The organism is Caballeronia sp. LjRoot29 (genome assembly GCF_964252755.1).
In the GTDB taxonomy this organism is placed as follows: Bacteria; Pseudomonadota; Gammaproteobacteria; order Burkholderiales; family Burkholderiaceae; genus Caballeronia.
The window spans coordinates 137,840-164,274 of sequence record NZ_CAXUPU020000003.1 but is presented as its reverse complement, the minus strand read 5'-3'; the positions used below and the strand labels follow the sequence as shown (position 1 = coordinate 164,274).

The window sequence follows — 26,435 nt, the reverse complement described above, 5'->3', positions numbered from 1 at the left end:
TTCAATACAGCTTAACTATTACGCCGCAGAATGTGCCTCTGATTTGCTTTTAATCAGGCTCAGGGATAGTGTATTTATTCCGCGTATGCCCATTTCCCCAGAATATTCGAGCTATGACCACATCGCCTAAACGGCTGGACCGCATTGACATCGGCATCCTGAACCAGTTGCAGCAGAATGCGCGCATCACCAATTCGGAACTGGCGCGGGCAGTGAACCTGTCGCAGACGCCGTGTTTCAACCGGGTTCGCGCGCTCGAAAAGCTGGGGCTTTTTAAACAACAGGTCACGTTGCTGAATCCGGAACCGCTGGGGCTTCGGATCAACGTGTTCATTCAGGTGAGCCTGACGAAACAGGATGAAGACGCGCTGCGGCGTTTTGAAGAAGCGATCGGCGAGCGGCCTGAGGTCATGGAGTGTTACTTGATGACGGGCGACGCGGATTACCTGCTGCGCGTGATGATGCCGGATATCCAGGCACTGCAGCGGTTCATCATTGAACGGCTCACGAAGATACCGGGCATTTCGAACATCCGTTCAAGCTTCGCGCTCAAGCAGGTACGCTATAAGACGGCGCTGCCGCTGCCGCTGTCGGGGTTGACGTTGCATGAACCTGACGAGAATGCCGACGCGGAGTGGAGTTAGCTTCTAATAGTCTGTGGGTTTGGCGTGGAAAGCGTATCGAATGGCATTGACGCCGCAGCGCGTCCGGTTGCCGCTCTCTAAAGTCGGAGGGTCAACCACACCAAGGAGTACATGATGCGCGCTGCAGATATTCTTCCCGATCACCTCAACGAAGCCACGCTAAACGGCATCACCGTCCGCAAAGGCACCGTTGGTGCATTCCTCGCCAATGCGCGAGTCTGGATCGATCCTTTAACGACGGCGAATGAGCGTGCAGCAGCGGAGAACGATATTGTCGGTGCCGTCCCCGCATTGCGCGCGCTTGGCGTGTTCGATGTGCTGGAGATTCGTGACGCCGGTTTACGGGCGCTGGTTGACTCGCACTAACGCGTAGCTACCTAAAACCGCGATGTGCCCGCAAGTACATCGCGTTCATCTTCACACTCATTTAATACAATAATAATTCAATTAACTTTCATTTTCTTTAATTCACCCACTTAACCGAAAGCTACCCGATTGATCCGTTGCGCGAAAAGCATCAAACCGCACCGGGGTTAATACCAATTTGGCGGATCGTTGCGAGCATTGAATTAAACAGCGGCGTACACTCCAACCTGCCGACACCAGCCGAGCGCCTTATTCAGCGCGGCGCAGAGAAGGTCTCGGTCACGTCGTCATGGTTGATCAATTACGCGAAATGGGGAGATTACGGTAATGAGCTGGACGCGAGAACAAAGAAACGTGACGATTGCGGCCTATTTAGGCTGGACGCTCGATGCCTTCGATTTCTTTCTAATGGTTTTCATATTGAAAGATATCGCCACTGAATTCAATACGAAGATTCCGGCGGTCGCTTTAGGTATTACGCTGACACTCGCGATGCGGCCTATTGGAGCGCTGATCTTCGGCCGTCTCGCCGATAAATACGGCCGGCGTCCAACGTTAATGGTCAATATCGCCATCTATTCGCTGCTGGAATTGCTGTCGGGTTTCTCGCCGAATCTCTTTACGTTGCTCGTGCTGCGCTCGCTGTTCGGTATTGCAATGGGCGGCGAATGGGGCGTGGGCTCTGCCCTCACCATGGAGACCGTGCCGACCAAAGCGCGCGGCTTCGTCTCGGGCCTTTTGCAAGCGGGTTATCCGAGCGGCTATTTGCTGGCGTCTATTGTGTTCGGCCTCGCGTATCAATACGTCGGCTGGCGCGGTATGTTCTTCATTGGCGTGGCGCCCGCATTACTGGTTTTATATGTGCGCGCACACGTGCCTGAATCGCCGGCATGGAAGGCCATGGAGAAAAAACCACGGCCCGGTTTGCTGAAGACGCTCAAGCAGAACTGGAAGTTGTCCGTCTATGCGATTGTCCTGATGACCGCGTTTAACTTCTTCTCGCATGGCACCCAGGATCTTTATCCGACCTTCCTGCGCGAACAACATCACTTCGATCCGCACACGGTTGCGCTCATCACGATCGTCCTGAATATCGGGGCAATCTGCGGCGGGCTGTTCTTCGGGTCGATGTCGGAGAAAATCGGGCGCCGCTGGGCAATCTTTATTGCCGCGTTGATCGCGCTGCCGGTATTGCCGCTGTGGGCGTTCTCGAGTGGCCCGGTAGCCCTGGCCGCCGGAGCGTTCCTGATGCAGATCTCGGTTCAAGGGGCCTGGGGCGTGATCCCGGTTCACCTGAATGAGATTTCGCCCGACGAAATTCGCGCCACGTTTCCCGGCCTTATTTATCAGTTGGGGAATCTGCTGGCTTCGGTCAATGCCACCATGCAAGCGTCTATCGCCATCAAGAATGGCAATAACTATGGACTTGCCATGGCGCTGGTCGGCGGCACGGTTGCCGTGGTGATCGCGGGGCTTATTTTCTTTAGCCGAGAACGGCGAGGTATCGATATGACCGAATCCGCCAAGCAGGTCGCGGCGACCAGTACGGTCTAAGTATTTTTTATCCGATGGAGACGCGCTCGCGTCTCCATTTTTCCACTCGATTCAACTCTGTTTGCTCCCTCCCCGCGCACGATCGTTCTCTTTCTAGAGAGCACGCTCCATGAAATGGCTTGTGGATACGCCCAAAGCTTTTTATCTTGATTAGAACGCCCGTTTTAATTAAAGGCTTTACTCGACCATTCCCAGAATGTGGACCGCCGCCGCGGTCCCGGAGACGCTAGTGCCAACCCGTTCCACGCTCGCCGCATCTAGTCGCCCATCGAGTCGTCCAACATCACGCACGGCCGGCGATACGAAAACCCGCTTGCTCGACGCCGCCGAATCGCTGTTCATCGACGCCGGTTACGAAGGCATGTCGATGCGGCTCATCACCGCTCGCGCCGACGCCAACCTCGCCGCCGTGAACTATCACTTCGGCGGCAAGGACGCACTGATCCACGCGATGCTCACGCGCCGGCTCGATGGTCTTAACCAGAATCGCCTGGCCCTGCTCGAACGCTTCCAGTCGTCATTGGGTTCGCAACTCACTTGCGAGCACATCCTTGGCGCACTGTTTATCCCGGCGCTGCAGCAATCGCGCTGCGTCGAGAAAAGCGGCCCTGCTTTGCTGCGCCTGCTCGGCCGCGCTTACACCGATCCGTCGCCGTTCATCCGCAACTTCCTGCGTGGCATTTATGCGGATGTCGCCGAGCGCTTCTTCGATGCGTTTCAAACGGTCCTGCCTCATTTGCCTCGCGAAGAACTTGGATGGCGGCTGCACTTTTGCATCGGCTCGCTTAGCGGCATTCTGGCCGGCGCCGATACGAGCAGCCTTATCGCCGATTTCACGCAGGGCCAGCGTCTGGAGGACTCGCAATTAATCGCCCGTCTCGCGCTCGTCATGGTGGCCGCGCTCAAAGCGCCCTTGTCTGCGCCAAACGGTGTGTGCCCGTTCGCTTCCATGTTCTTCGAGCGCGAACCGGCATCGGATGGCGCGTTGTCTGCGAGCTCTGTGAACGCAAATTCGTTCGCGCTGGATACCGCGTCGCAACATGCCACTGCCTGAATCAAAAACGATGAGGACGCGCGCGTCGGGAATGTAATGTGCTGAACAATAAGCTGCCGATGCACACCGCCTCCATCCCGTTCCAGCGCACACTATCGAACAACAACAGGAGAGGTCGTCATGACAGCCAGCTTCGTGGTCGCACTGTTTATCGTGAGCGGTGCTCTGCTGTATATGCAAGCGCCCGCCGCCGCGTGGCTCGCGTGGACAGTGATCTGGGTGGCTATCGGCTGGTTCGCGGGCGTGACTGGAGCGGTCGTCACCGCGCTCCTTGCGATCGTCTTTGTGCTGCCCGCACTCGTGCTTGCCATCAAGCCGCTGCGCCGTGCACTACTAACTAAATCCATCTTCGATCTGTTCCGCAAGATCCTGCCGGAGATGTCGCCAACCGAACGCGATGCAATTGAAGCCGGCACGGTCTGGTGGGACGCATCGCTGTTCTCAGGACGCCCCGAATGGGACACGCTGCTCGCCCTCGGCGCACCGGTACTCACGGCTGAAGAGCGCGCGTTCATCGATACGGAATGCACGCAACTCTGCGATCTCGCGAACGACTGGGAAACGACGGCGGTCTGGCAAGACCTGTCACCGCAAACGTGGCAGTTCATCAAGTCGAAAGGCTTCCTCGGCATGATCATTCCGAAGCAGTACGGCGGCAAGCAATTCTCGGCCTACGCGCATTCGCAGGTCATCATGAAACTCGCCACGCGCTGCTCTGCGGCAGCGGTTTCGGTGATGGTGCCCAACTCGCTCGGCCCCGCCGAATTGCTGATGCACTACGGGACTGACGCGCAGAAGAATTACTATCTGCCGCGTCTCGCTCGCGGCGATGAAATCCCCTGCTTCGCGCTGACCAGCCCCTACGCGGGCTCGGACGCGGCGGCGATCCCCGATGTAGGTATCGTCTGCAAGGGCTTGCACGACGGCCGCGAAACGCTCGGCTTTCGCGTGACATGGGAGAAGCGCTACATCACGCTTGGGCCGATCGCCACCGTGCTCGGCCTCGCGTTTCGCGCGCTCGATCCCGATCATTTGCTTGGCGCCAGCGACGAAGCCGGCATCACGTGCGCGCTCATCCCGACGAATCACCCGGGCGTGAATATCGGCCGCCGTCACTGGCCCCTGAACGCGGTGTTCCAGAACGGACCGAACTGGGGCAACGACGTCTTCATCCCGCTCGACTGGGTGATCGGCGGGCGCGAGCAGGTTGGCAACGGCTGGCGCATGCTGATGGAATGTCTCGCAGCAGGACGCGCCATTTCATTGCCCTCATCGAACGTCGGAATGGCGAAGCTGGCCGTGCGCGGCACCGGTGCGTACTCAGCCGTGCGGCGTCAGTTTCGTACCGCCATCGGCAAGTTTGAAGGCATACAGGAAGCGCTCGGGCGCATGGGCGGCAACCTGTATGTGATGGACGCGGCACGTCGCTTGTCGGCACAAGGCGTTGATCTTGGCGAGAAACCGTCGGTGATTTCGGCGATCGCGAAATATCACATCACCGAACGCGCGCGCAAAGTGATCAACGACGGCATGGACGTGGTCGCGGGCAAAGGCATCTGCATGGGGCCATCGAATTTCCTTGCGCGCGCTTACCAGCAAGTGCCTATTTCAATCACGGTGGAAGGCGCAAACATCCTCACGCGCTGCCTCATCATCTTTGGTCAAGGCGCGATCCGCTGTCATCCGTACGTGCTCAAAGAGATGACCGCTACGCGCAATGCCGATCGCGCCCAGGGCCTGCGTGATTTTGACAACGCCTTCTTCAGTCACGCGAACTTCACGGCATCGAATGCGGTGCGCAGCTTCGTGTTCGCGCTGGGCGGCAGCGCGCTGATCCCCAAGCCCCCCCGGGCCGACGCGCGTCTTGTGCCTTACTATCGCGCGGCCACTCGACTCGCCACGGCATTCGCGCTGCTCGCGGATGTCTCGATGTTTGTCCTCGGCGGCGAACTGAAGCGGCGCGAACGCCTGTCGGCAAGACTCGGCGATATCCTCTCGCAGCTCTATCTGATCTCGGCCACGCTGAAGCGCTTCGAAGACGACGGCCGTCCTGAAGCCGATCTTCCGCTCGTGCGCTGGGGTGTTGAAGACGCGCTGCATCAGGCGCAAACAGCTTTCGAAGGCGTGCTCGTGAACTATCCGAAGCCGTTAGCAGCAGGCTTCGTGCGCGTGCTCGCGTTTCCTTTCGGCATGCCGCATCGCGTGCCGGGGGATCGGTTGGGAACGGCTATCGCCGAGTTGATGACCACGCCCAGTGACGCCCGCGAACGTTTGATTGCGGACTCGTACGCGCCGCCCGTGCATATCGATCCGCTTGGTTACGGCGAGCTGATGTTCGCGCTGAGTCCGCGTTATGCCGAGATCGAGCACAAGCTGCGCGATGCGGTCAAAGCAAAGAAAATCCCGCCGATGCCGCAAAACCTGCCCGATCTCGATGCGTGGGCCGCGACCTGCGAAATGCAGGGTTTGATCGATGCAAGCGAACGTCAGGTACTCTCCGAGTACGCGCGTTACGGCGTGGAAGTCGTCAAGGTCGACGACTTCGGCGCGGATTTCGGTATGCTCGATGCATTGAAGAAACGCCAGGAAGCACTGGCCAAAGAGCCTGAAGAAATCCACGCTTGAGTTTGTTATAAGCTCATTCAGGCCCTACTCCCAGGCAAACGCTAAACCGTTTTTCAGGCAGGCATGAAAGATCGTTATCTCGACTTCGTCAATTCCCCTTTCGGCGCGAGCGTTGCGCGTTCTATCGGCTTGCCTCAGCCCGAAGTTCTGCGGCGGCATGCACAAGGCCGCGCGGAATTCGACGGTATAGCAGCGATAGGCGCCGGCCCCTCGCCCACGCTGTTCGAGCCGTTGATCACGCTGCTGACTGCTCTCGGCATGACGAGCGTCGCCCACGAAAGTGCGCTTGGCTGGTTGCCCGTTGCGGCAAAACATGGCGCCATGAGCGGACGTTTCGAACCGCGCTCGGCCGGCGCGCCGCCGAACGACCGCGTGCAGGCATTGATCTTCGACGCCACGGGTATCACCGACAGCACCCAACTGCATGCGCTTTACGGCTTCTTCCACGATGCAATCCGGTCGGTGGCGAAGAGCGGCCGTATCGTTGTACTGGGACTGCCACCGCGATCCAGCGCGTCGCCGCGTGCGTGGACCGCGCAACGTGCGCTCGAAGGCATGACACGTTCGCTCGGCAAGGAAGCGCGTGGCGGCATCTCGTCGAATCTGCTTCAGGTGGAACCGGGCGCCGATATTGAAGGGGCATTACGTTTTCTGCTCTCGCCGCGCTCGGCGTATGTATCGGGGCAAGTCGTGCATATCGATACCACGCCTGCTACGCCGCCCGCCGACTGGAACCAGCCGCTTGCGGGGAAACGTGCGCTTGTCACCGGCGCGGCACGCGGGATCGGCGCAGCGATTGCACAGGTGCTGGCCGATCGCGGCGCGCACGTGATCGGGCTCGATGTCCCGCAGGCGCAAGACGCGCTGGACCAGACCATGCTCGCGCTGGAGGATGGGTGGCCGTCGAAAGGGGCGCACACGGCGCTCGTCGTGGATATCGCGGCACCCGAGGCGCCCGCGACCATTGCGGCCGCGCTGCTGGCCATGGGCGGTATCGATATCGTCGTACACAACGCCGGCATCACGCGCGACAAGACTATCGCGAAGATGACGGAAGCCGCGTGGGACAGCGTGATCGATGTGAACCTCTCCGCGCAGGAACGCATAGACGACCTGCTGCTCGATCGGAACGTGCTGCACGCAGGCGGCCGGATCATCGGGGTATCGTCGATTAGCGGCATTGCCGGCAATCTCGGTCAGACGAATTACGCGACCTCGAAGGCCGGCGTGATCGGACGCGTGCAAAGCATGGCGGAGCCGCTGCGCGCGCGGGGCATCACGATCAACGCGGTGGCGCCGGGGTTTATCGAAACGCAGATGACCGCCCGGATTCCACTGGGCCTTCGCGAAGCCGGACGACGCATGAATTCAATGAGCCAGGGCGGCCAGCCCGTGGATGTGGCAGAGACCATCGCGTGGCTCGCCAGTCCCGCGTCCGCAGGCATCACCGGCAACGTGGTGCGCGTGTGCGGACAAAGCCTGATCGGAGCATGACCATGGGCATACCGCCTCTGTCTAACTCGCCGTCAGGTTCATCCTCAAACTCGGCACGCATGCGCACGGTGATCCTTGGCGCCCTGCCGCCACCCGCGAAACTTTATGGCCGTGCGTTGCAGGGCATTTTTAAACGGCCCGAAGCGGTCGATCAACTACCGCTGCTGCGCCTCGTTCGTCCAAACGTGGCACTCGATCCCGAACAGATCGGCCGCTATGCACGCGTATGCGGTTTTATCCCCGAGCAAGGCGTGCCTGTCACCTTCCCTCACGTGATGGCGTTCCCGCTGCACCTGATGCTGCTCACCGATCCCGCGTTTCCATGGCCAGCGATGGGTCTCGTGCATGTGTCAAACAGCGTACGCTTGCGGCGCACGCTGCACTCGGGACAGGCGTTGCGCATTGAAGTGGAAAGCGGTGAACTGGTGGCGCACGACAAGGGCCAGGCGTTCACGCTGCACACGCGAATTTATCGTGGAGGTGAGGCGGTCTGGGATGCGGACAGCGTATATCTGAAGCGCGGCGTTACGGGTCACCATCACGCTTCCATTCCTCAAACCGACACCACCACGCCGCCTTTGCTGATCCGTGAAGCGCGTTGGCAGCTTCCCGCGCAACTGGGCCGCGATTATGCAAAAGCGTCCGGCGACTTCAACCCGATTCATCTGCACGCCCTTTCGGCGAAAGCGTTCGGCTTCCGACGCGCCATTGCGCATGGCATGTGGACACTCGGGCGCACGCTGGCGGCGTTGCAACCGTCAAAGCAACTCGATGCCGCGAATGTGCAGGCCGACTTCAAGTCACCCATCTTCCTGCCGGCTGAAACCACGTTATGGACAGCAGCTTTGTCCGCGACAGCGCGCGACTTTGAAGTACGAGATCTGGCGGGTGAGCGCTTGCATCTGCGCGGCCGCTTCGAGTGGGAACTGCCATGATTGCGGCCCGTGTTTTATACATTATCATACGGTGTTCTAAACAATTTACGCTGACCGAACCCGAGCCTGAAGCGCCCATCGTATCCCTCGACGAGACCTCATCATGACTGTGAGCGCCCTTCCCGCCGCGCGTCGCGTAGCCATTCTCGGCAGCAACCGGATTCCGTTCGCCCGCTCCAATACGGCGTATTCGACGGCATCGAATCAGGACATGCTGACGTTCGCGCTGCAAGGGGTGATCGACCGATACGACCTGCACGGCCTGCGTCTCGGCGAAGTTGCGGCGGGTGCGGTGATCAAGCATTCACGTGACTTCAATCTCACGCGCGAGGCCGTGCTGTCCACCACGCTCGCCCGGGAAACGCCCGCTTACGACGTCAGTCAGGCATGCGGAACGGGCCTTGAAACCGCGATCCTGGTCGCGAACAAGATCGCGCTCGGCCAGATCGATGTGGGCATTGCAAGCGGCGTGGATACCACCTCGGACGCGCCCATTGGCGTGAACGAACGGATGCGCAAGATCCTGCTCGAAGCGAACCGCGGCAAGTCCGCGGCGCAGCGCATGAGCGCGCTGGCGAAGCTGCGGCCCGGCATGTTGCTCAAGCCCATGCTGCCGCGTAACAGCGAACCTCGCACCGGCCTTTCGATGGGTGAACATTGCGAACTGATGGCCAAGCGCTGGAAGATATCGCGCGAGTCGCAGGACGAGCTTGCACTCGATAGTCATCGAAAGCTGGCGGCTGCGTACGAGCGCGGTTTTTTCAACGACCTGATGACGCCGTACAAGGGTCTTTCACGCGATAACATCCTGCGGCTGGATCTCACGCTCGAGCGGCTCGCCGCGCTGAAGCCCGTCTTCGACCGCGACGCAGGTACGCTGACGGCCGGCAATTCCACGCCGCTCACCGATGGCGCATCGGCGGTGTTACTGGCATCGGAAGAATGGGCGGCCGCGCGCAACTTGCCCGTGCTCGCTTATCTCACGCTCTCAGCAACCGCGGCCGTCGATTTCTTCGACAAGAAAGAAGGCCTCCTGATGGCGCCAGCGTACGCGGTCCCGCGATTGCTCCAACGAGCGGGACTGGCGCTGCGAGACTTTGACTTCTACGAGATCCATGAAGCATTCGCGGCGCAAGTGTTGTGCACGCTCGCGGCTTGGGAAGATGAGGAATACTGCCGCACGCAACTCGGCCTGGACGGCCCGTTCGGCTCGATCGAGCGCAGCCGCATGAATATCAACGGAGGATCGCTGGCAACGGGGCATCCGTTTGCGGCGACCGGCGGACGGATCGTCGGGACGCTTGCGAAGATGCTGGCGATGCCGGCGCAAACGCCCGGCGACACGCAAACGCGCCGAGGTCTCATCTCGATCTGTGCAGCGGGTGGTCAGGGCGTTGTTGCCATTCTGGAGCGATGACGCAGGTGGCTAAACGAAGATAAACCCCGATAAAACAAACCGCACTGGAATTTAAGCTCTCCGTGATCGTTCTAACCTTCTGACGTTCTAACAAACGGAAATTTGTTCGCCGTGAACTGCGCGACGAATACGCAGCCCAAGCAACATAAACGGTCACGGAGAACTTCATGCATCGAGCACGAGCGCGTCGACAAAATAGCAAGCTGATCCGCGCACGCGCATGGGTCCCGGGTCTGCTGACCGCCCTCGCCCTGTCGGCCGTGACCATGAGCATGAGCATGCCCGCGAACGCACAACTGGCAGCCAGCACGGCCACGGCCGCGCTGCCAACGTCCGCTGCCACCTCCGCAGCCGGTACGGCGCTCTCCGCCAATGCAGCGAGCACACCGCCGAAGACGCCCGCGGCGCAGGTCGGCAAACTCCCGCTCGACGGCCAGGTCCGCTGGCTGACTCACGCCGCGCGCAGCGGCATGCTCGCCAACATGAGCGACACGGCGCTGGTTTCGCTATTCAAATCGCTGGATCCGCTTACCGTGCCGCGTTATCTGAAGAATGGCCCGAACGGTTATCCGTCGTATGAGTTCACCATGTTGCGGCGTGAACGCATCCACGGCATGTGGCCGAGTCAGGACGACCACATGCTCGTGCGCGTGACACGTGACCCGCTGCGGGTCTACGCAAAATGGCTGCCCGATGGCGGGCACGCGGGCCAGGAGATCCTCTACGACGAAACCGCGCGTCCCAATGAAATGTACGGCCATCTGGGCGGCCTGCTCAAGGTGATTGCGATCTGGACGTCAGTCGACGGCTCGCTCGCGCGCTCGCAATCGCGGCATTCCGTCCGCGATCTTGGGACCGAATACATCACGCAACAATTCCTGGCCGAGGGCGAGAAATTCGCCGACGCCGGGGTTACGCGCGCCAACAACATTGAAGTGAAAACGATTGATGGCGCCCGCGTGGTCGCGTTCACTTACGAAACTCCTTCAGGACAGCCCAACTTCTATGCAAAGAAGGAGATCCTCGGACTGGACCTGAGGCGGCCCTATTTCCGGACAGCTGAATCCTTCGATAACGACGGCAAGATTTTCGAAAGCATCGTGTTCCAGAACATCGCGCCGAAGACATTCGACGATGCCGCGTTCAACCCCAAGAACCCCGCTTACAATTTTTAACCTCTTCGGTCACAATTTTTCGTCTCGTCAATCGTCCTCATAGCAGACGCACGCGTGGCATTTGGCCTGTTTTAAGTTTCGCCTAAGAGTTGATCGATACCCTTGCCCAACTTTATCGAAACTTCACGCGCTGCTGTAGGGTGCAATCGACGCGCTGCACGACACAAAGACAAAGCATTAACGAAAGGAGTTCGTCATGAACCTCCGCGACGCATCGGCTCCGGTACGGGCCATCAAACGATTACTCAGCCACCACGAAATCGCCACACTGCTGTTGCTGCTGCACGCACCGATCGACGTGATGGCCGCGCCCCCCGACGTTGCTTCGCTGAGCGAATACGGCTACGTGGAAATGGTGTCGCCTACGCCGGGCGAGTCCAAGTTCCGCCTGACCGATGACGGCAATGCAGTGCTGCGCGGGCTCGGCATCAGGTAACTCCGCTTTTGCTCACGCTTTAACCCGGCACCGCGATCTCTGGAATAATCGGTTAGTGACGCTCTCACTCAATCGAAAGGAGATGTGCAATGCCCGCTTCAATTTCTGCTTCGCTGCCTGGTCCCCGGCCCAGACTCGCACGCGTTCTGCTGACCAACGACGATGGTATCGACGCACCCGGCCTAGCCGTGCTCGAAGCGGTGGCCGCTGAAATCGCGGACGAAGTGTGGGTCGTCGCCCCCGAGCACGATCAAAGCGGCACGTCACATTCCATCAGCCTCCATTCGCCGTTGCGCGTGAGCGAGCATGGCAAGCGCCGCTTCGGCGTGCTCGGAACTCCGGGTGATTGCGTAGTCATGGCCGTGCGCCACCTGATGCAAGACGCGCCACCCACGCTGGTGCTGTCGGGCATCAACCGCGGCGGCAACCTGGGCGTGGAGACCATATTCTCCGGCACGGTCGGCGCGGCCATGACGGCCTTGCTGCTCGGCTTGCCATCCATTGCATTGAGCCAGACCTTCAGCGACCGCGACAACGTGCGCTGGGATACGGCGCGCGAACTCGCGCCCGGTGTGATCTGCTCACTGGTCGACTTCGACTACGATGCGCCCACCTGCTTCAACGTGAATTTCCCCGATATTGACGCCGCGTTGGCCGGCCCGCTCACCGCGACTCGCCAGGGCGTGGGACTGGTCGAAGGTATCGAGGTACTGCCGCAAACTGATCCGCGTGGCTTGCAATATCACTGGCTGCGTTTTCAGCGCAGTGCGCGTGAGAATTCGGCCGACAGCGAGACGACCGTGGTCGGATCAGGACGCGTGTCGGTGACGCCATTGCAATTCGAACGCACCGACGAACGCACGTTCGCCGCATTGACGAAAGCACTGGCGTAGAAGTTGAGCGCGGCGAGAGCGTTATTCTCGCCGCCATTGCGAGTTCCTAACTCACCACACGCGTTTCAGGCTCTTCATCGAAGATCTGGAATTTGCGCATTTTTTCCCACAGCACCTCGCGGCTGATGCCCAGGTGACTCGCCGTATCCTGGCGCCTCCAGCCATTCGCATCGAGCGCGGCCAGCACGCGGTTGCGTTCGTTCATGTCCCACTTGCTGCGGTCGACCATCACTTCAGCGCTCAGCTCCGGCGGAACCGGCTGGGCAGTGCGGGCAAGCGCGAGGAGGCGCTGCAGCCGCGCGGTGTCCCAAGATCCCACTTGCCGCACGGTCACGCCTATGCGCTCCGCCAGGTTGCGTAGTTCGCGCACGTTGCCGGGGAAATAACTATCGGCGACAGCATCGGCCAGCCAGTACGGCAACTCGGGCAAGCTAGCGAGTTTTTCCTGGCCCACCACCTGCGCGATGAACGACTTGAACAACGCAATCTTGTCGACTGCCCCGCGTTCTTCCAGCGACGGAATCTTCAACTCGATCACCGCCAGCCGGTAGTAAAGATCCGCACGAAACTCACCTTCCTTTACCCGTTGCGGCAGGCTCTTGTTCGTCGCGGCAACTAGCCGGAAAAGTAAACGCGCCGCAAAAACCGCCGGCCGTTACCGTCGATGTCCAGCCTCAGACCCCGCACGTCCAGGAATTGCTTGCACGTCATCTGACGCCACAGAAGATCGAAGTGGAAGGCGTAAAAGCCATTCCCTTCGATGAAGTCGCGCAACGCTTCACCCCTCTCGTGGGCAAGGACGTCACCATCGGCGAATTGATGGAGACGGCAAACGGCGTGACCGCGCTCTACAAGGAACGGGGCTACGCGCTCTCCTTTGCTTTCGTGCCCGCGCAGACCTTCGAAAACGGCGTCGTACGCATCACCGTGGTGGAGGGTTACGTCGCCGATATCAAGATCAAGGGCGATCCCGGCACCGCTGAGAAACGCATTCGCGCGATTGCTGACCGGATTCGCGCCGACCGGCCGCTGCGGCAAGAAACCTTCGAACGCTACGTCAATGTGCTGGGACTCACGCCCGGCGTGAAGATCGCGGCGACCGTCGCGCCACCGCAGACCACCGACGGTGCGACCACACTCGATCTCGATGTCGAGCGCAAGCCGTTCAATATCGCGACCGGCATAGACATGAATCATCCCGGCGTGCAGGGCATTGTCACCGCGACGGAAAACGGCCTGCTCGGCCAGGGCGAGACGCTAGGTGTCTCCGCGCTATTGCCCAAGGGCCGCAACGATCAAACCTATTTCGATGTCAACGGCTCGCTGCCAATAGGCACCGATGGTTTCACCGTCAAGGCAGATGCTTCGCATTACTACGGACATCCTGTCGATAACCCCGGCCTGCCCTCTTACGTCGAGCGCACGGTCGTCAATGACAAAGCCGGTTTGTCCGCGTCGTATCCGTTCGTGTTGAGCAACACGCGCAGCCTGATCGGCACGGTGGGCGCATACGCTTCGCACGATGAGGACCGCTACAAGAACACCATCACGGGCGCACAACTTGGGCAGCGCTCGCAAGTGCGTGTGACGACGTTGCAACTCGACTACACCGGCGTGGATACGGGAACTGTCCGGCGTGCGAGCCTGAACGTGGCGAAAGCGTTCGACGTACTTGGCGCATCGAAGTCGGCGGACACGAATATCCCGGGCGTTATTACGGCCAACCCCGCATCGCTCACATTCGTGCGAACGGGTGCGACCGTTTCGCAGACCAATGAATGGCCGTTCAAGATCGGCACTTCGATTGCAGCAACCGGGCAATACAGCGCGAGCTCCTTGCCGACATCGGAACAGATTGCGTTTGGCGGCCAACGCTTCGCGCTGGGTTATCAGCCGGGAGAAGTATCGGGCGATTCGGGCTGGGCCGCGTCGGCGGAAATCAACCGGCCGTTTGCGATCGGACTGGCGTTCCTGAAGACCTTCACGCCCTATCCGTCGATACCGCCCACACGTATCTTCACACCGCCGGCGCAAAACCGAGCCGCCTTGCATCAGTTGGCATAGGCTTCCGGATCTCCGATGCCAAGTACTACAGCCTGGATTTATCGCTGGCGAAACCCGTTGGCGATGCACCGGTGGAAGGGAACGGCTCGCGCAGCCCGCGCGTCAACGCGACCTTCTCCTACCAATTCGATTGAATGTGACAGGCTCCGGCGAGCAACCTGCCCGACTAGAGGGTTTGTACAAAACGCTCCCCATGCTTTGTCGTATTCTGTCCGGCACGCGGCACCCGCGATAGCCGGCCACAGCCGGCAATAATGACGACATGGTCAGAGAATCAAGAGACGTTTTACCTCAAGGAGGAAGCATGACGGGATTTACCCAACGCGCGCATCGGCATGTGGGACGCATCCTGCTTGCCGGTGCACTACTCGCCTCAGGCGCAGCCAGCGTGGCGCAGGCGGCATCGCCCGCGGGACTCTGGCAAACCATCGACGACAAGACCGGTCAGCCCAAGGCGCTTGTGCAAATCGTCCAGGACGGCGACGGCACGCTCACCGGCAAGATCCTCACCGGCCTTGGCAGCAACGACGACCCGACTCGCCGATGCACCGCCTGCACCGATTCACGCAAGGACCAGTTGATGAAAGGCATGACCATCATCGACGGCATGAAACCCGATGGCGATACGTGGGACGGCGGCCAGATTCTCGACCCCGAGAACGGCAAGCTGTATAAATGCAAGATGCACCTGGATGACGGCGGACAGAAACTCGTGGTGCGCGGATATATTGGCGTGTCGCTGCTCGGACGTTCGCAAACCTGGGTTCGGCAGCAGTAGACAGTAGGAACGCTGCGTCTGACCGTGTAACGCATAAAAAAACCGGCTGAAGACGTTAAGTCTCCAGCCGGTTTTTTTATTCACTGGTGAGCGTCAAGCCGCGTGGCGCACACCGGCCCGGGGATATTCAACCGGTTCCGAATTAAGCGGGCCGAGCGGCATGAGCATTGGCCTTGCGTCGGCATGCATCTCGCCATCCGCTGCAATCGCATGGCCGCCCAACCCCTCGGGCAACTCCGTTGGCACTCGCATGCGCGACGTCATCAACGAATACAACCCTTCACTCGCGACGCCAAACAGCTGCTGCATCACCCGCCCGAGCACACCGGAGTCGTGCCATGCCTTGAAGCGCCGGTGACACGTCTGATACGACGGATATTTGCGCGGTAACGTTGACCATGAAGCGCCGCTATACATCACCCAGAGCACGCCGTTGAGCACTGCTCGCGTATTGGCGAGCGGGCGCCCGCGCAACTCGGAACGGGGCCGCAACTCTGGCAACAAAGGCGCGACCATTTGCCATTCTTCGTCGGACATATCGCGGTAAGGCTTCATGGTTCTCTCCAATCACAAGTTAGTGATTAGAAGATACCGATCTGTCCGGAACCCCGGAATAAGACATGTCCGAATCTTGAAATACACTCCAAAGCCTTACGGCAGTAAGCTCACGTCGAAATTATGAGTCTCGCATTGTCAATTCGGCCGTTCGGCCAACGCTGCGTCAAGTCAACGATGTATCCACCAGCCGGCGCTCCGACTCCAGATATTCCTTGGACTGCATCTCGGTGATGCGCGACACCGTGCGGGCAAACTCATTGGCCATCGGACCTTCCACGTAGAGTTCTTCCGCCGGCACCGCCGCCGACATCAACAGCTTCACCTTGTGGTCATAGAACACGTCGATCAGCCACGTAAACCGCCGCGCCTCCGACGCATTGCGCGGCGACATCTTCGGTACCTCGGAGAGAATCACCGCGTGGAAGCGGCTCGCCAGTTCGAGGTAATCGTTCTGTGAACGCGGACCGCCGCAGAGCGTCGCGAAGTCGAACCAGACCACGCCATCGGCTTTGCGCAGCGCCTTCAATTCACGCTTCTCGATGCGCAGGATCGGGCTTTCGTCCGGCACGGCGGCCAGCTTCGCGAAGTCGGCACGCAGCGCTTTGTCGGCGGCCGCGCCCAGCGGCGTGTGATACGCCGTCACTTGCGACAAAGTACGCTTACGATAATCCGTGCCGGCATCGACGTTGATCACGTCCAGCTTCGACTTGATCAGCTCAATGGCGGGCAGCAACCGGTCGCGATGCAAGCCATCCGGGTAAAGCAAGTCCGGGTCATAGTTGGACGTCATCACGAACTGCACGCCGGCGCCAAACAAGCGGTCGAGCAGCCGATAAAGAATCATGGCGTCGGCAATATCCGAGATGTGGAACTCGTCGAAACAGATCAACCGATAACGCTTCGCCACGCGTCGCGCGAGTTCATCGAGCGGATCGGACGTGCCCTTCAACTCTTCCAGCTCACGATGCACCTCACGCATGAACTCGTGGAAATGCAGGCGCGTCTTGCGCTGAACCGGCACGACCGCGAAGAAGCTGTCCATCAGGAAGCTCTTGCCGCGCCCCACGCCGCCCCACATGTAGACGCCACGCGGCAAATCCGGGTGCGAAATCAGTTTCTTGAACGCGTTCGAGCGGCGCGCTTTGTACGCGACCCACTCGTCGTAGCAGCGTTGCAAACGTTCGACCGCGGCCAGTTGCGCTGCGTCCGACTGATAACCCCGCGTCTGCAGTTCGTTTTCGTAGTATTCGCTAACGTTCATGATGCGGTTCATGGTGCGAGGTTTTTCAAGGCAAAGAAGCTAAGAAAGCTGAGGGCCGTGGATAAAACAAAGGCGAGCGGGAAAACTCCCGCCCGCCTTCGTCCTGCTGCTCAAACGATGCTGCAATTACATATTGAGCGCGCGTTTGTCGACGGCGAGCGCTGCTTCGCGCATCACTTCCGACAACGACGGATGCGGATGGCAGATCCGGCCGATATCTTCCGATGCCGCCTTGAACTCCATCGCCACAACCGCTTCAGCGATCAGGTCCGACGCATTCGCCGCGATGATGTGGCAACCGAGCAGTTCGTCGGTCTTCGCATCGGCGATCATCTTGACGAACCCGTCCGCCTTGCCGATACCCAGCGCGCGGCCGTTCGCCATCATCGGGAACTGGCCGGTCTTGATCTCGCGGCCTTCAGCCTTGAGCTGCTGTTCCGTCTTGCCGACCCACGCAATTTCCGGTTCGGTGTAGATCACCCACGGAATGCAGTTGTAATCGATATGCGGCTTCTGACCGTCGATGATCTCAGCCACCAGCACGCCTTCGTCTTCCGCCTTGTGCGCGAGCATCGGGCCACGCACCACGTCGCCGATCGCGTACACGTTCGGAACGGTGGTCGCGCAATGGTCATTCACAGGAACAAAACCGCGTTCGTCCGTCTTCAGGCCGATGGCGTCAAGACCGAGATCGTCCGTGTTCGGCACGCGGCCGATCGACACGATCAAACGGTCGGCATCGAGCGTCTGCGCGTTGCCGTCCTTGTCCGTGTACGCCACCGAAACGCTTGAATCCGTCGTCTTCACTTCGCCGATTTTCACGCCGAGATGAATGTCCAGGCCTTGCTTCTTGAATTGCTTCGCAGCTTCTTTCGCGAGCGAGTCGTCGCATGCGCCGAGGAACGCGGGCAGCGCTTCGAGCACCGTCACGTCCGCGCCCAAACGACGCCACACCGAGCCCAGTTCCAGCCCGATCACGCCGGCGCCAATCACGGCGAGCTTCTTCGGCACGGCATCGAACGACAGCGCGCCTTCGTTGTCCGCGACAATCTTGTTGTCGACCGGAATGCCCGGCAGATGACGCGCCTTCGATCCCGTCGCGATGATCACGTTCTTCGCCGTCACGGTTTCGGTTTCCGCTTCGCCGCTCACTTCGATCTGCACGCCGGCGTCCGTCTTGCCCGTGAACTTGCCATGACCCTTCAGCCACGTGATCTTGTTCTTGCGGAACAGGAACTCGATGCCCTTCGTCATCTTCTCGACAATGCCTTCCTTGCGGGCAAGCATCTTCGTGAGATCGAGCTTAACGTCGCCCACGTTGATACCGTGATCGCCGAGGTGATGCAAAACGTTTTCAAATTCTTCCGACGATGCCAGCAACGCCTTCGACGGAATGCAGCCCACGTTGAGACACGTGCCGCCAAGCTTCAGGTTGCCTGTCGGGTTCTTCCAGCCTTCAATACACGCAACCGACTTGCCGAGCTGCGCTGCACGAATCGCCGCGATGTAACCACCAGGGCCTGCACCAATCACGACGACATCAAATTCTTTGGACATGACTATCCTTCTCTTGTTGGATACACGACGCGCCGGGCCTACCGAACGCGCCATGAGTCCCAAATAAGGTTTTACTGCCAGATTTAAAGGGCCAACAACGGCTTAGATGTCCAGCAACAAGCGAGACGGATCTTCCAGCGCATCCTTCATCGCGACCAGCGACAACACCGCTTCGCGGCCGTCGATGATCCGATGGTCGTAAGACAGCGCCAGGTAGTTCATCGGACGAATCACGATCTGGCCGTTCTCGACCACCGCGCGTTCCTTCGTTGCGTGCACGCCCAGAATGGCCGACTGCGGCGGATTGATAATCGGCGTGGACAACATGGAACCGAACACACCGCCGTTCGAGATCGAGAACGTACCGCCCGTCATTTCTTCGATAGACAGCTTGCCGTCGCGTGCCTTCACGCCGTATTCAGCAATCTTCTTTTCGATGTCAGCCAGGCTCAATTGATCCGCATTGCGAACGATCGGCACTACGAGACCACGCGGCGAGCCGACAGCGATACCGATATCGAAGTAACCGTGATAAACGATGTCGTTTCCGTCGATCGACGCGTTGACCAGCGGGTACTTCTTCAGCGCGTGGACAGCGGCCTTCACGAAGAACGACATGAAGCCGAGCTTCACGCCATGTTCCTTCTCGAACTTGTCCTTGTACTTGTTGCGCAGGTCCATCACCGGCGCCATGTTCACTTCATTGAACGTGGTCAGGATGGCGTTGGTCTGCTGCGATTCGAGCAGACGCTCGGCGATACGTGCGCGCAGACGCGACATCGGCACGCGTTGTTCCGGACGGTCCTTCAGCCATTGATCAGCGCCCGGCGCCTTCACGTCCGGCAGGGACGGCTTGGCGGCCTTGGCAGGAGCGGCGGGCTTTGCAGCAGGCGCGGAGACCGCAGCGGAAACAGCCGGCGCGCCTTGCGTGGCGGCCAGTGCATCGCCCTTCGTGATACGGCCATCGCGGCCCGAACCGGAAACCTGATCGCTCGAGACGTTCTTCTCTGCCAGGATCTTCGCAGCCGATGGCGAAGCCGAGGTGTTCGAAGCCGAAGCGCTCGCCGTTGCCGGTGCAGCTTCCTGTTGCGGTTGGGCGGCCGGTGCCGGCTGCACTTCGGCAGCGCCTGCGGCGGCGGCAACGGGCGCTGCGCCCGCTTTCGCATCCGTATCGATCGTCGCGATCAATTCTTCTGCCGTCACTATGTCACCGTCATGCTTGATCACTTGCCCCAGCACACCTGCAGCCGGTGCCGGCACTTCCAGCACGACTTTATCTGTTTCAACTTCGACGAGAATTTCGTCGATGGCAACAGCTTCGCCAGGCTTTTTCTTCCACGTCAGCAAAGTGCCTTCGGATACGGACTCAGAGAGCTGGGGAACCTTGACTTCTACGATAGACATTATGTTTTTTCCTGAATGTATCTGGGTACAACGTCAATTCCTGGAGAGTTCGACGCCGTCAATTTCTGGATGACCAGAGCGTGTCAATGCAGCGCGTCTAACCAATCAATGGCGAGCGCTGCTTGTGCATTCCACGTTCAAAATCGAAACTTGAATCACAGGACAGCGCGCGAAAAACCGGGGCGCCGCCAACAGCGGCGCTCCCCGGTCACAGCCGTTACTTCGAGATCGTCTGTGCGCCCTTCAACCGGCCAAACGCGCCTTCGATCAGCGCCTTCAGCTGCTCGTAGTGTTTCGCGTAATAGCCGACTGCCGGGGATGCCGATGCCGGACGGCCGCTGTACGCCAGCTTCTGTCCTTCACGCATGCCTTCACGCAGATGATGCTCGACGTAGAACCAGGCGCCCTGGTTCTGCGGCTCGTCCTGTGCCCAGACCACTTCGTTCGCGTTTTCGTATTTCTTGATTTCCGCGTCGAACTGCTTGTGGGCAAACGGATACAACTGCTCGATACGGATGATCGCGACGTCGTTCGCCTTCGCTTCGCGACGATGCGCCACGAGGTCGTAATACACGCGACCCGAACACACGATCACGCGCTTGACCTTCTTCGGCTCGATCGTGCCGTCCACTTCGCCGATGATCGGCTGGAACGAGCCCTTCGCCAGTTCCGACAGATCCGACACCGCTTCCTTGTGACGCAGCAGCGACTTCGGCGTGGCGACGATCAGCGGCTTCCTGAACAAGCGGATCATCTGACGGCGCAACAGATGGAAAATCTGCGCCGGCGTGGTCGGCTGGACCACTTGCATGTTGTGGTCCGCGCAAAGCTGCAGGAATCGTTCGATACGCGCCGACGAGTGCTCCGGACCTTGACCTTCATAACCGTGCGGCAGCAGCATGGTGAGACCCGAAACACGGCCCCACTTCACTTCGCCCGACGAGATGAACTGGTCGATCACGACTTGCGCGCCGTTCACGAAGTCGCCGAATTGCGCTTCCCACGCGACCAGCGTGTTCGGTTCCGCGGTCGAATAACCGTACTCGAAACCGAGCACCGCTTCTTCCGACAACACCGAGTCGATCACGGTGAACTTCGCCTGACCTTCAGCAATGTTCTGCAGCGGAATGTACGTGCCGTCGTTCCAGCGCTCGCGGTTCTGATCGTGCAGCACAGCGTGACGGTGCGTGAACGTGCCACGGCCCGAATCCTGGCCCGTGAGACGCACGGCATAACCCGATGCCACCAGCGACGCGTAAGCCAGATGCTCGCCCATGCCCCAGTCGAGCTTTGCTTCGCCACGGCCCATCGCGCGACGATCGTTGATCACGCGCTCGACCAGCGGATGCACCTTGAAGTTATCGGGAACCGTGGTGATGCGGTCCGCGAGACGCTTCAGTTCAGCCAACGGAACGGCTGTATCAGCGGCGTCGGTCCACTTGCGGTTCAGGAACGGAACCCAGTCCACCGCGTACTTGCTCTTGTAGTTCGAGAGCACCGGATCGACCGTGTGATGACCATCGTCCATTGCCTGGCGATACGCCTTCACGTAACCATCTGCGTCTTCCGCCGTGATCACGCCTTGCTGCACGAGCTTTTCAGCGTACAGCGCGCGCGTACCCGGATGCTTCGCAATCGTCTTGTACATCAACGGCTGCGTGACCGCCGGCGTGTCCTGCTCGTTGTGACCCAACTTGCGGAAACAGATGATGTCGACAACCACGTCCTTGTGGAACTGCATGCGAAAATCGATAGCCAGCTGCGTGCACAGCACGACCGCTTCCGGATCGTCGCCGTTCACGTGCAGCACCGGCGCTTCGATCATCTTCGCCACGTCCGAGCAATACAGCGTCGAACGCGCATCGCGCGGGTCGGACGTCGTAAAGCCGATCTGGTTATTAATGACGATATGCAGCGTGCCGTGCGTGCCGTAACCGCGCGTTTGCGCGAGGTTCAGCGTTTCCATCACCACGCCCTGACCGGCAAACGCCGCGTCGCCGTGGATCTGGACCGGCAGCACTTGCAGGCCGTCGATGTCGCCGCGGCGATCCATCCGTGCCTTGGCCGATCCTTCGACCACCGGGTTCACGATTTCAAGGTGCGACGGGTTGAACGCGAGCGACAGGTGGACCGGGCCGCCGTCGGTTGAAACGTCCGACGAGAAACCCTTGTGATACTTCACGTCACCGGCCGGCAGGTCATCGACGTGTTTGCCTTCGAATTCGGCGAAGAGATCAGCCGGCATCTTGCCCAGCGTGTTCACCAGGACGTTCAAACGCCCGCGGTGAGCCATGCCGATGATGATTTCCTGCACGCCCGCAGCGCCGGCGTGACGCACGACTTCGTCCATCGACGCGATGAAACTCTCGCCGCCTTCCAGCGAAAAGCGCTTCTGGCCGACGTACTTCGTGTGCAGGAAACGCTCAAGCCCTTCGGACGCCGTCAGGCGCTGAAGAATGTGCTTTTTCTTGTCGGGGGAGAAATTCGGGGTGGAGCGGATCGATTCGAGCTTTTCTTTCCACCAGCGCTTCTGTTCCGGATCGCTGATGTACATGAACTCGGCGCCGATCGTGCCGCAGTACGTGTCACGCAATGCCTTCACGATCTCACGCAGCGATGCCTGCTCGAAACCGAAATACAGGTTCTGCGCATGGAACATCTGATCCATGTCGGCTTCGGTGAAGTCGTAGAACGCGGGTTCAAGCTCAGGAATGGCCGGGCGCTCACGGCGCTTCAGCGGATCGAGGTTGGCCCATTGGGAGCCGAGGAAACGGTAAGCGCCAATCAGCGACTGGACGTAGACCTGCTTGCGCGCGGTCGCCAGATCACCACTACTTTCGCGCGGCACGAAGCCGTTCGATTTCGCGCGTTGCGCGAACGATTCGACGATCGGGCCGTGGGCCACGTCGTTGTGATTCGTCCCATCCGATGCAGGCACGTTCTGCAAAGCATCGAAATAGGTACGCCAGGTCTCGGGCACTGACGCGGGATTATCGAGATATGCCTCGTACTGTTCTTCAACATACGGGGCATTACCGCCGAACAAATAGGAGTTCAGCTGGGAATTCTTCATCATTTTTACGCTCACCTTTCTTCGAGTTTCTCGAGAAATAGCGGGTTACTCAACCTTCCGCAACACGGCCTGACCGTTTAGCGGATTGCGCGAATCAAGTCTGCTTGGAAGGACCTAAAACTGGCAATACTTTCTCTAGCATAGCACAGATCAATACGTCGACGCGCCGATAGCCGCACCCCGAATGCTTATCCAGCGGGCTTTCGGGGACCTTTCGCGAATAAGGGACACATGAAAAAGGACGTGCTCAGGACTCGCCGAGGCAATAAAAAAGCCGCCCGAAGGCGGCTTTTCCCAACACGCGGCTTCGCGTGATTAGTCCACTGCGCCCTTACGGCTGGCGCTACGACGCTCGTGTTCCTTCAAGTAACGCTTGCGCAGACGGATGGACAGCGGCGTCACTTCGACCAGCTCGTCGTCATCGATAAACTCAACGGCGTATTCCAGCGACATCTGGATCGGCGGCACGAGACGCACCGCTTCGTCCGTTCCCGACGAACGCACGTTGGTCAACTGCTTGCCCTTGATCGGATTCACGACCAGGTCGTTGTCACGGCTGTGAATGCCGATGATCATGCCTTCGTACAATGCGTCGCCCGGCGACACGAACATGCGGCCGCGATCCTGCAGCTTCCACAATGCGTACGCGACTGCGGCGCCGTCGTCCTGCGAAATCAGCACGCCGTTACGACGCTCACCCACACCGCCTTCCTTCACCGGCTGATACGAATCAAACGTGTGGCTCATCAGGCCCGTGCCGCGCGTGAGCGTCAGGAATTCCGACTGGAAGCCGATCAGGCCACGCGCCGAAATACGATACTCAAGACGCGTACGGCCACGGCCATCCGACGCCATGTCGAGCATTTCGCCCTTGCGGCGACCCAGCTCTTCCATCACGCCGCCTTGGTTTGCATCTTCCATGTCGACGGTCAGGTTTTCGTACGGCTCGTGCTTCACGCCGTCGACTTCGGTCATCACCACGCGCGGACGCGATACTGCGAGTTCGTAACCTTCACGACGCATGTTTTCCACAAGAATGGTCAGGTGCAACTCACCACGGCCCATCACTTCGAACGTGGTTTCGTCACCGGTTTCATTCACGCGCAACGCTACGTTGTGGTTCAGTTCCTTGAACAGGCGGTCACGGATCTGACGGCTCGTCACGAACTTGCCTTCACGGCCAGCCAGCGGCGACGAGTTCACCAGGAAGTTCATGGTCAGCGTGGGTTCGTCCACGGTGATCATGGGCAATGCTTCCGGGGTGTCGATGGCGCAAATGGTCACGCCAATGCCAATTTCCTCGATACCGTTGATCAGCACGATGTCGCCGGCTTCGGCTTCTTCGACCTGCACGCGCTCCAGGCCCTTGAACGACAGGACCTGATTGATCTTGCGGTTCAGGATCGCGCCGTCAGGACCCGTACGCACGGCGACAGCCATGCCCGGCTTGATACGGCCACGCGTGATCCGGCCAATGCCGATACGGCCAACGTACGACGAAAAGTCGAGCGACGTGATCTGAAGCTGCAGCGGCGCTTCCGGATCAGCCGGGCGAACCGGAACGTGTTCCAGCACGGCGTCGAACAGCGGACGCATGTCGCCTTCGCGCACGTCCGGGTTCAGGCCGGCATAACCGTTCAGGCCCGATGCATAGACGATCGGGAAATCGAGTTGTTCTTCGGTAGCACCCAGCTTGTCGAACAGGTCGAACGTCTGGTTGATCACCCAGTCGATCCGCGCGCCCGGCCGGTCGACCTTGTTGATCACCACGATCGGCTTGAGTCCCAGCGCCAGCGCCTTCTTCGTCACGAAGCGCGTTTGCGGCATGGGGCCTTCAACGGCGTCCACCAGCAGCAGCACGGAGTCGACCATGGACAGTACACGCTCCACCTCGCCGCCAAAGTCGGCGTGTCCCGGGGTGTCGACAATGTTGATATGCGTGCCTTCATACTCGACCGCGCAGTTTTTCGACAGGATCGTGATGCCACGTTCCTTTTCGATGTCGTTCGAGTCCATCACGCGCTCGACCACTTGCTGGTTCTCTCGGAACGTGGCCGTCTGGCGGAGCAATTGGTCGACGAGCGTAGTCTTGCCGTGGTCGACGTGGGCGATGATGGCGATATTGCGGAGGGCGCGAGTCATAGGAGGCTGAGGAGCTTGTACATACAGTTGAGCGCCGTGGGTGGGTGCAAGCAGCAGGCCATGGAATCAACTCAGAAAGAAATCTCCACGCCCCCCGCACTCGGCGCGATGGGAACCCGAGAGTGTAACACGCCGGCGTGTCCTCTTCCGCCCCATCGTGCAATAGGACATAACCCGGAAGCGTTTTCCTATTTCAAGACAGCCGAAAACCGGCGTCAACACCTGCCGTCACCCCTCAGCGGGCCTTGAGCAGATCTCAAAATAACAACACCTCGTGACAGAACTCACTAATTAAGAGAATTCTTAACGCGAAGGTCGAAGTCCTTGCCGTGTCAACTATGTGATTCTATAATCTTGCATAGTCAATTATTGCAAGCGCACGAGAATCCATGAGCGACACCCCCGAGCCGATTCCCGAAATCGCGGCCTACGAACTCAGCGAAAGCGTGGGTTACCTGCTGAGCCGGGTCCGCTCGACCTTGTGGAACAGCGTCACCCAGCTCACGATGGCCGATCTCGGCATCACGAGCACGCAGGCCAGCATCATGTTCATGCTGGCGAGCGGCAGGAGCCTTGCCGCTGCGGATCTCGCCCGCGAATATGGCATCGACGCCAGCGCCGTGACCCGCCTGATCGACCGTCTGGAAAAGCGCGGACTCATTACACGCTTGCGCAGCGAGGAAGACCGGCGGGTCGTCCGGCTGGCGTTGACCGAGGAAGGCCGCGCCCTTGCTGGACAGATTCCGGCCATCTTTACCGGGGTGCTCGACAGGCTGTTAAGCGGATTTACGCCAGAGGAAGTAGGCTTCCTGAAAAGCATGCTCCGTCGAATCCTGCTGAATTCGGGCGACCCCGCCGCTATTGCGTTGCTCGGCCTGCAGGATAAATCCGCACCCAAACCCTCCTATTGATGACACGTCGCGCGCCGCTTGATGGTGCCCGCGCAATGACCGCACTTTCCCGTCGCGCGACCGGTATCGTAATAAAAATGAAAGAAATTAGTTG

19 protein-coding genes and 2 pseudogenes are annotated in these 26,435 nt (G+C 59.8%); 14 read left to right on the top strand and 7 right to left on the bottom strand.

Features of this window, described 5'->3' with window-relative positions; genetic code table 11:
• Nucleotides 1-113: 113 nt before the first annotated feature.
• The 11 genes from ACSQ83_RS04805 (at nt 114) to surE (ending at nt 12,593) form a co-directional block, all read left to right on the top strand.
• On the top strand, nt 114-644 hold the full coding sequence (locus ACSQ83_RS04805) for an Lrp/AsnC family transcriptional regulator (protein WP_414951279.1): 531 nt from the start codon (nt 114-116) through the stop codon (nt 642-644).
• Between the two features lie 114 nt (nt 645-758).
• Nucleotides 759-1,010 (top strand): hypothetical protein, encoded by a 252-nt coding sequence (locus tag ACSQ83_RS04800; protein ID WP_436227489.1) that lies wholly within the window; start codon nt 759-761, stop codon nt 1,008-1,010.
• Nucleotides 1,011-1,337: 327 nt separating this feature from the next.
• Nucleotides 1,338-2,564 carry an MFS transporter gene (locus ACSQ83_RS04795; protein WP_414951280.1) on the top strand — a complete coding sequence of 409 codons (1,227 nt, stop codon included), beginning with the start codon at nt 1,338-1,340 and terminating at the stop codon, nt 2,562-2,564.
• A 229-nt stretch (nt 2,565-2,793) separates the two neighbouring features.
• Nucleotides 2,794-3,618 (top strand): TetR/AcrR family transcriptional regulator, encoded by an 825-nt coding sequence (locus tag ACSQ83_RS04790; protein ID WP_436227371.1) that lies wholly within the window; start codon nt 2,794-2,796, stop codon nt 3,616-3,618.
• 120 nt (nt 3,619-3,738) lie between these two features.
• Nucleotides 3,739-6,243: an acyl-CoA dehydrogenase gene (locus ACSQ83_RS04785; protein ID WP_436227370.1), complete on the top strand. Its 2,505-nt coding sequence runs from the start codon at nt 3,739-3,741 to the stop codon at nt 6,241-6,243.
• A 63-nt stretch (nt 6,244-6,306) separates the two neighbouring features.
• Nucleotides 6,307-7,737 (top strand): 3-oxoacyl-ACP reductase, encoded by a 1,431-nt coding sequence (locus ACSQ83_RS04780; protein WP_436227369.1) that lies wholly within the window; start codon nt 6,307-6,309, stop codon nt 7,735-7,737.
• Nucleotides 7,738-7,739: 2 nt separating this feature from the next.
• Nucleotides 7,740-8,672, top strand: coding sequence for a MaoC family dehydratase (locus tag ACSQ83_RS04775; protein ID WP_436227368.1), 933 nt, complete (start codon nt 7,740-7,742; stop codon nt 8,670-8,672).
• A gap of 103 nt (nt 8,673-8,775) precedes the next feature.
• Nucleotides 8,776-10,089, top strand: coding sequence for an acetyl-CoA C-acetyltransferase (locus ACSQ83_RS04770; RefSeq protein WP_436227367.1), 1,314 nt, complete (start codon nt 8,776-8,778; stop codon nt 10,087-10,089).
• Nucleotides 10,090-10,361: 272 nt separating this feature from the next.
• Nucleotides 10,362-11,264 (top strand): DUF1571 domain-containing protein, encoded by a 903-nt coding sequence (locus tag ACSQ83_RS04765; RefSeq protein WP_436227488.1) that lies wholly within the window; start codon nt 10,362-10,364, stop codon nt 11,262-11,264.
• Between the two features lie 196 nt (nt 11,265-11,460).
• Nucleotides 11,461-11,700, top strand: coding sequence for a hypothetical protein (locus ACSQ83_RS04760; protein WP_414968191.1), 240 nt, complete (start codon nt 11,461-11,463; stop codon nt 11,698-11,700).
• A gap of 89 nt (nt 11,701-11,789) precedes the next feature.
• Complete coding sequence (gene surE / locus ACSQ83_RS04755) at nt 11,790-12,593, top strand: 5'/3'-nucleotidase SurE (protein WP_436227366.1); 804 nt, start codon at nt 11,790-11,792, stop codon at nt 12,591-12,593.
• A 46-nt stretch (nt 12,594-12,639) separates the two neighbouring features.
• Here surE and ACSQ83_RS04750 read toward each other — a convergent pair.
• Nucleotides 12,640-13,218, bottom strand: a pseudogene (locus ACSQ83_RS04750) (helix-turn-helix domain-containing protein); the annotation flags it as partial.
• Here ACSQ83_RS04750 and ACSQ83_RS04745 point away from each other — a divergent pair.
• Nucleotides 13,218-14,791 (top strand): annotated as a pseudogene (locus ACSQ83_RS04745) (ShlB/FhaC/HecB family hemolysin secretion/activation protein); the annotation flags it as partial. The pseudogenes ACSQ83_RS04750 and ACSQ83_RS04745 sit on opposite strands and share 1 nt — an antisense overlap.
• A gap of 170 nt (nt 14,792-14,961) precedes the next feature.
• Complete coding sequence (locus ACSQ83_RS04740) at nt 14,962-15,435, top strand: DUF2147 domain-containing protein (protein WP_414968204.1); 474 nt, start codon at nt 14,962-14,964, stop codon at nt 15,433-15,435.
• 93 nt (nt 15,436-15,528) lie between these two features.
• Here ACSQ83_RS04740 and ACSQ83_RS04735 read toward each other — a convergent pair whose 3' ends face one another.
• The 6 genes from ACSQ83_RS04735 to typA form a co-directional block, all read right to left on the bottom strand.
• On the bottom strand, nt 15,529-15,990 hold the full coding sequence (locus ACSQ83_RS04735; RefSeq protein WP_414968205.1) for a transposase: 462 nt from the start codon (nt 15,988-15,990) through the stop codon (nt 15,529-15,531).
• A 166-nt stretch (nt 15,991-16,156) separates the two neighbouring features.
• Nucleotides 16,157-17,254: a cell division protein ZapE gene (gene zapE / locus ACSQ83_RS04730; protein WP_414951324.1), complete on the bottom strand. Its 1,098-nt coding sequence runs from the start codon at nt 17,252-17,254 to the stop codon at nt 16,157-16,159.
• Nucleotides 17,255-17,380: 126 nt separating this feature from the next.
• A complete protein-coding gene (gene lpdA / locus ACSQ83_RS04725) occupies nt 17,381-18,811 on the bottom strand; it encodes a dihydrolipoyl dehydrogenase (protein ID WP_436227365.1) in 1,431 nt (476 codons plus the stop codon).
• 102 nt (nt 18,812-18,913) lie between these two features.
• Complete coding sequence (gene odhB, locus ACSQ83_RS04720) at nt 18,914-20,215, bottom strand: 2-oxoglutarate dehydrogenase complex dihydrolipoyllysine-residue succinyltransferase (protein ID WP_414951328.1); 1,302 nt, start codon at nt 20,213-20,215, stop codon at nt 18,914-18,916.
• 217 nt (nt 20,216-20,432) lie between these two features.
• On the bottom strand, nt 20,433-23,291 hold the full coding sequence (locus ACSQ83_RS04715) for a 2-oxoglutarate dehydrogenase E1 component (protein WP_414951330.1): 2,859 nt from the start codon (nt 23,289-23,291) through the stop codon (nt 20,433-20,435).
• Nucleotides 23,292-23,603: 312 nt separating this feature from the next.
• Entirely contained in the window at nt 23,604-25,430 is a 1,827-nt protein-coding gene (gene typA, locus ACSQ83_RS04710) for a translational GTPase TypA (RefSeq protein WP_414951332.1), read from the bottom strand.
• 389 nt (nt 25,431-25,819) lie between these two features.
• Here typA and ACSQ83_RS04705 point away from each other — a divergent pair, with 389 nt between their 5' ends.
• Nucleotides 25,820-26,341 carry a MarR family winged helix-turn-helix transcriptional regulator gene (locus tag ACSQ83_RS04705; protein ID WP_436227364.1) on the top strand — a complete coding sequence of 174 codons (522 nt, stop codon included), beginning with the start codon at nt 25,820-25,822 and terminating at the stop codon, nt 26,339-26,341.
• Nucleotides 26,342-26,435 lie beyond the last annotated feature (94 nt).